The organism is uncultured Gimesia sp. (assembly GCF_937910335.1).
Lineage (GTDB): Bacteria > Planctomycetota > Planctomycetia > Planctomycetales > Planctomycetaceae > Gimesia.
Genome location: NZ_CALEMX010000319.1, coordinates 1 through 5,485, shown reverse-complemented (window position 1 = coordinate 5,485; position 5,485 = coordinate 1). Strand labels below are relative to the sequence as shown.

General features: G+C 44.6%; 4 protein-coding genes and 1 pseudogene. 2 read left to right on the top strand and 3 right to left on the bottom strand.

Going from position 1 to position 5,485, the window contains the following annotated elements; all coding sequences use genetic code 11:
• A pseudogene (locus tag Q0668_RS12810) lies at positions 1-252 on the top strand (acetylxylan esterase); the annotation flags it as partial.
• Between the two features lie 32 nt (positions 253-284).
• Here Q0668_RS12810 and Q0668_RS12805 read toward each other — a convergent pair.
• Entirely contained in the window at positions 285-2,360 is a 2,076-nt protein-coding gene (locus tag Q0668_RS12805; protein WP_298865207.1) for a serine hydrolase, read from the bottom strand.
• A 188-nt stretch (positions 2,361-2,548) separates the two neighbouring features.
• Here Q0668_RS12805 and Q0668_RS12800 point away from each other — a divergent pair, with 188 nt between their 5' ends.
• A complete protein-coding gene (locus tag Q0668_RS12800; protein WP_298865204.1) occupies positions 2,549-3,373 on the top strand; it encodes a glycerophosphodiester phosphodiesterase family protein in 825 nt (274 codons plus the stop codon).
• Positions 3,374-3,399: 26 nt separating this feature from the next.
• On the opposite strand, the gene Q0668_RS12795 is transcribed toward Q0668_RS12800, so the two are convergent.
• Together Q0668_RS12795 and Q0668_RS12790 are read right to left on the bottom strand one after the other, a co-directional pair.
• On the bottom strand, positions 3,400-4,281 hold the full coding sequence (locus tag Q0668_RS12795; RefSeq protein ID WP_298865201.1) for a hypothetical protein: 882 nt from the start codon (positions 4,279-4,281) through the stop codon (positions 3,400-3,402).
• Between the two features lie 93 nt (positions 4,282-4,374).
• Entirely contained in the window at positions 4,375-5,223 is an 849-nt protein-coding gene (locus Q0668_RS12790) for a DUF6159 family protein (protein WP_298865197.1), read from the bottom strand.
• Positions 5,224-5,485: the final 262 nt, after the last annotated feature.

Below are 5,485 nucleotides of genomic sequence, written 5' to 3'. Positions count from 1 at the left end.
CTGGTGCCCTTCGATTTTACAGAAATCGTGGCGAGCTTTGCACCGCGCGCGTTTCTGGCCTGTTCTCCGATCCGTGATAGTAATTTTGAGGTGTCGGGTGTGAAAGATGTGATTCAAATCGCAAACCCGATTTATAAGCTGGCTGGAAAACCAGAAAATTTACGAGCGGTTTACCCGGAAGCAGGACACGATTTTCCTTCCTCGACACGTGAAACCGCCTATCAGTTTTTTGATCAGCATTTGAAGAAATAATCTTTTCCGAGTCGAAGATAAGGCTATGAAGATTATTTTTTATCGTGTTTGAATTGATTTTTTTCAGGCCATTTTTCGATCTGGTTAATCCATTGATGCATCGGGCCATCGATCAGTGATGAGAGTTGTTTCTGATCCTTACCACGACGTGTATTGAACAGGATGGCCCAGTTGATGTGGTCGTAGCGTCTGACAAGCAGTGTCGAAGTTCCTTCGAGCGAGCCGGCGTGCCAGTGGTTTGCATTACCTGCGGTATCAATGGGCCTTACCATCCAGCCACAAGCATAATAGGTGTCTCTGGGGTTTTCGTTGAAATCAAAACCGGCAAGTCCGGCGGGACGTTCAAACATTTGTGAAATCGCTGGTGCTTTTAAAATGGGACATTGATCGGGCAGATTGAAAGCAGTGGCAAACCGCACGAGATCAGGAGCCGAGGCGATCCAGCCCCCATGCGAGTCCATCGCTTCCAGGCACCAGACGCCGTAAGGGTGCGATACTCGTTGTAATGCTTTCTCAGAAAACACAGATGACCCCACCAGAGGGCTATAGTATTTGACTTCGTTTTTTTTACGATCTTTCAATAAAGTTTTTCCCAGTTGAATATTACTAATCTCCAAAGGTTTGAACACGGTTTCCTGGACATACTTTTCATACGATTGTCCGGTGACCTTTTCAATCACTCTACCTAATAAGCAGTAGCCAAAATTCGAGTAAGCAAAACGTTCACCCGGATTAAAATCTAGGGGGTGACTCATCATCATGCGAATGATGTCATCTGTTTGGGCGGGAGGAGTTTTTCCAAGTTGTTTTGCGAAGTAAACGGAACGAAACATCGGGTCGAAGGATGCAGTTCTGTCCCAGCCCCCTGAATGGTGTAGTAACTGCCCGATCGTAATTTCTTTCAGTCGCGGATCAACGTTTTTTTGCGCAAGTTGATTCCGATATTCTTTGAGGATATCAAAGACTTTCGTGTTCAGGTTGAGCTTCTTCTGTTCCACAAGTTTCATAATCGCAACCGCTGAAATTGGTTTTGAAATGCTGGCAATTCGGAACATGCTATCGGGTTGAACTGGTTGTTTCTGTTCCAAGTCAGCGTATCCAAAGCCGCGTGCATAGACGAGTCTACCGTGATAGCTGACTGCAACAGCCGCACCAGGAGCGTTATGTTTTAGCAGGAATTTCTTTAGCGAATCATCCAGAGAAGCGAGTTCTTTCTGGTAGCGACCTGCAACAAGGATGTCAGCGATGGTTTTCCTGGTGGGAGGGTTGAATCGTTTCTGGTCTTCCTCTTTTTTCCAGATCGTCGCGAAATAGGTTTTATTGTTAACTCGATAACCATCGATATTAGATATTTGATATTTATCGGCGGCCATCTGTTGAGCTGTTTTTTTATAATCACTCTCAGGCATGTGGAATCGTGAAATCCAGGTACTATCGATTTCTTTGTGCCAGATTGTGTGAAAAAAGGGCTTGCCATCAATAACGAAGCCGCAGAGGTCGGCCAGGCGAAATCCGCGTGAGGAGAAATCATCAAATTTTTTTTGGATGTTATCGAAATGAATATTGCAGATGGTTTCCCAGGTGATATCGTTCCGTTTACTCCAGATGCCCGCATGCCTGGCTTGGCCTTTGAGTGTGTAGCCATCCAGTTTGAGTGGAGTGTAACCTTGATCTTGTAATTTCCTTAACTCAGTTTGAAGTTCTTGATCCGATAATGAATGCCGAACAATATGCTCCACTTGATCAATTTTGTGCCAGATGACGGTGAATCTAGAAGTTCCTTTTTGGTCCGAACCACTGATAACGACTGGCTGAAATCCATTTCTGGCGTATTGCTTTAGCTTTGTGGCAAGTTGTTGTGAATCAAGATTGAGATGAGCTTTCCATTCTTTTTGCTCTGGTAGTTTGATAGCGATTGCTGCGAATTGACTATTTCGTTTTCCCTGATAAACGCTGATGTCTGACAAGGTGTAACCCTCTTTTGCCAGTCGCGCGAGATGTCTTTGGCAAGCTGCAGCTGACGATTTCAATTGGATTTCAAAATCTGCGGCGAGTATGGGGCTCGATGTCAGTAAAAGACCCAGATAAAGAAGTGGTGGGTAAAGCATGGTGTATTCCATAAGAGGCAGCATGTGTGAGTGGAAAGGCACCTATGATGATAGAGAGTCGAGGGGGAAGTCTACAAGCATATTCTTAACTGATATGACCTGCTTTTTATCTTAACGCTTAGTATGATGTCATAAATATTAAAAAGCCACGATTTTATTTTGCTTGATAAGACAAGGGATATCATTAGATGATGAGATTGAAGAGTTTAATGCTGGTTCTTCTGGGATTGGTATTTTTATCACAATTTTCGCTCGGTGCAGATCCCATATTGATTGCGCACCGAGGAATGTTACGACATGCTCCGGAAAATACGTTGCCGGCTTTTAGTGTTTGCCTCGATTTAGGAATCGGTTTTGAGCTCGATATTCGCACAACGAAAGATGGAGAGTTGGTGGTTATTCATGATGATGGTTTACAGCGAACGACGAACGGTTTAGAGAAATCAATTCGTGATATCACGTGGGCTGAAGCGCAGCGGCTTGATGCAGGGGGTTGGTTCGATCCTGCTTTTGCCGGGACGCGGATTCCTTCCCTGGAACAAACCCTGCAATTGATCAAAGACAGAAAAAAAGGGGAATCGATCATCGCTTTGAATGTTAAGCAGTTGAATCCGGCTGGTGAAAAACAACTGGTCGATCTGGTCAAAAAATATGATTTATTCGAGGATTGTTTTGCTTTCGATCAGAATGCAGAGATGAGTAAGCGGCTGAAGCAATTGAACCCACGTTTTCGAATTGGTCAAAATGTGAATCGAAAAAGTATTGACAAGCGTTTAAAAGAAAATGTTCTGGATGTATTTCTACTCACATTTCCGCCAGAAAAAAAAGAAGTGGATCGCCTCAAGCAAGCAGGAAAACAGGTTTTGTTCAATTATGCTGGTCCAGGAGCGGCCCGCCGGAATCCAGCTGTCTGGAATCAAATACGCGCGGCGGGAGTGGAAGGGATGCTGACGGACTACTCACTTGAGTGTCGTCAAGTGTGGCGACGCGCTGATCATGCCTCAAAAAAATGAGAGTACGAACGAGATCCAGTTGATCGCTATTTATCTTGTGGTTTGATGCGATCCACTTTGATGCCTTTGGCTTTCAATCGCCAGCGCAGTGAAAACCGGTTCTTGTAAGCTTCCCTGTCTCGTGGAATTGTATGTAACCCACTTAAAGCATAAGAAACATCTGCCTTAAATGTTCTTAAGCGTTGATTTCCATAGAATCCACCTTCAAACAGAAACTCGACATAACCGATGAAAGGCAGGTTTTCAGAGAAGAACTCAGGCTGTTGATTCAAAATCCATCGGACTGCCGCTTCTTCATCACTTCTCCACGGGACATCTAGTTCTGAGTATTTCGAGAGCAATGTGCCATAGGAACTTCGCTGTCGTCTGGGAACCGTCAACCTGCCACTGAAGTTTCGACCACGTTTTTTCCGAGTCAGATCTTGACTTGGTTTCGTTCTCTGCAACTCCTGCCAACTTGACCAATGTTTTAGGTCAGGAGAATAGCGGGCAAAAACGGTGCCTGTATCCGGAGTGAATTTTAGGCCATTTTGCAACGTGATTTCTGTGGGAGCAGGATCCAGTGTGACTTGCAGTGAGATTGAAGCAGCGGTCCTCCATGATAAGCCGACAGCCATAGGTTTCGTTTGAATCCATCCATCACGTGATGAATCTGCCGATCCATCCCAACCCAGTCCTTTATCGTTTATCGTGAGTTTGTCTACAGGAAACCAGCGCGCTTTTGCTGCGGTATCTTCGGAGTTCGTCAAATCGATTTTGAGTGATTGGAATTCAATAATCGTCGCATTAGAAACGGAATTTGCAGTCAGGCTGAAAAAAATCATCAGACAATTTAATTTAATGAGGTCGGGTCTAAGCATGATTTTTGATCGCTTGTTTGAGAGAAAACTTTCCAAGAGTTGTCTCATTATTAGAGATGTGTCCTCTGGAGATAGTTCCCGAAATATTCTTGTATGCTCCTTTTTTCGAAGATTTTCGATAGAATCTTGTTTCCCGCTGTCTTATTTCGTCACAAATGCATGTTCTATGAGTGAACGGTCAAACTGGTCTGGAACTTCATCTTCCGCTGCATACAGATAGATGGTTGCGATTAGGATAGAATGGATGGCGGTTGAGACGAGCGAAACTAATAGTATGGATATGAAACCCACGACGATGAGGGCTCCTCCTAGAATTACATTGCCAGATGCAATGATGAAACCGCCGGCGACGATCATAATAAAAACTGGAATCATAATTAGAAAGACGATCAGACCAATGCCAAAGTTGGCAACGAGTGACTCTCCCCAGGTTTTGCGAAGAATTCCAACAGAGCGTTTCATGGCTTCGATGGGGCTCTTCTGTTCCACGACCAGTACGGGAATCACAAAATAAGTGGTGATGGACCAGGCCATGCCCAACAGGCCGGCAACGAGTTGTCCGATTTTTTCAGATCGGGATTCGATCATCTTCAGGATGAATCCCACGGTGGCACTCACCAGTGCCCAGCCCGCAATCTGTGGCAGCCGATTCATGGCGGCTCTGAATCCATCGGTGACTGTCGGATTGCCTCCTTTCAAACGAATGATGGCACAGGCCATCAAAGCAGAGTTGAAAAAGATGATGACAAAAAAGTTTACGAAGTAAAAAGCAAATAGAATGATATAGGCAATGGGATCTTGTGGGACCTGTTGATCATTCATTACAACTGAAGCATATTTACTATTCCAGAGGGGGAGTGCAAAACTGGCGAGAACCAGCAGGCAGGAAATACCGCTCATGATCGGGAACAGTAAGAGTTCTTTATCCAGCATCAAAACCCGGAAGCTTTGTTTGGTTAATGCCCATCCATTAGAAATACGGCTAAACATAGTCATCAATCCTTATGTGTATTCAGCGTTCGATTGGTTGTTACTCACGATTTATAGCAGAATTCTATGGATTTCCGAAGGTAAGAAATGCGTTCTTTCCCGCATAAGAGTCTGTTAGATGTTCTTCAGGCTTATTTGGTTTTCGGCAGCGACAACAACATCGCTACGGTTGCCCAGCTGCTTGCCGTGACGGAAATGAATTGATCTTTACCATGTGGAAAACCCGTTTCGAAATAGGATTGAAAAGGTTTGGCGTGGCTGC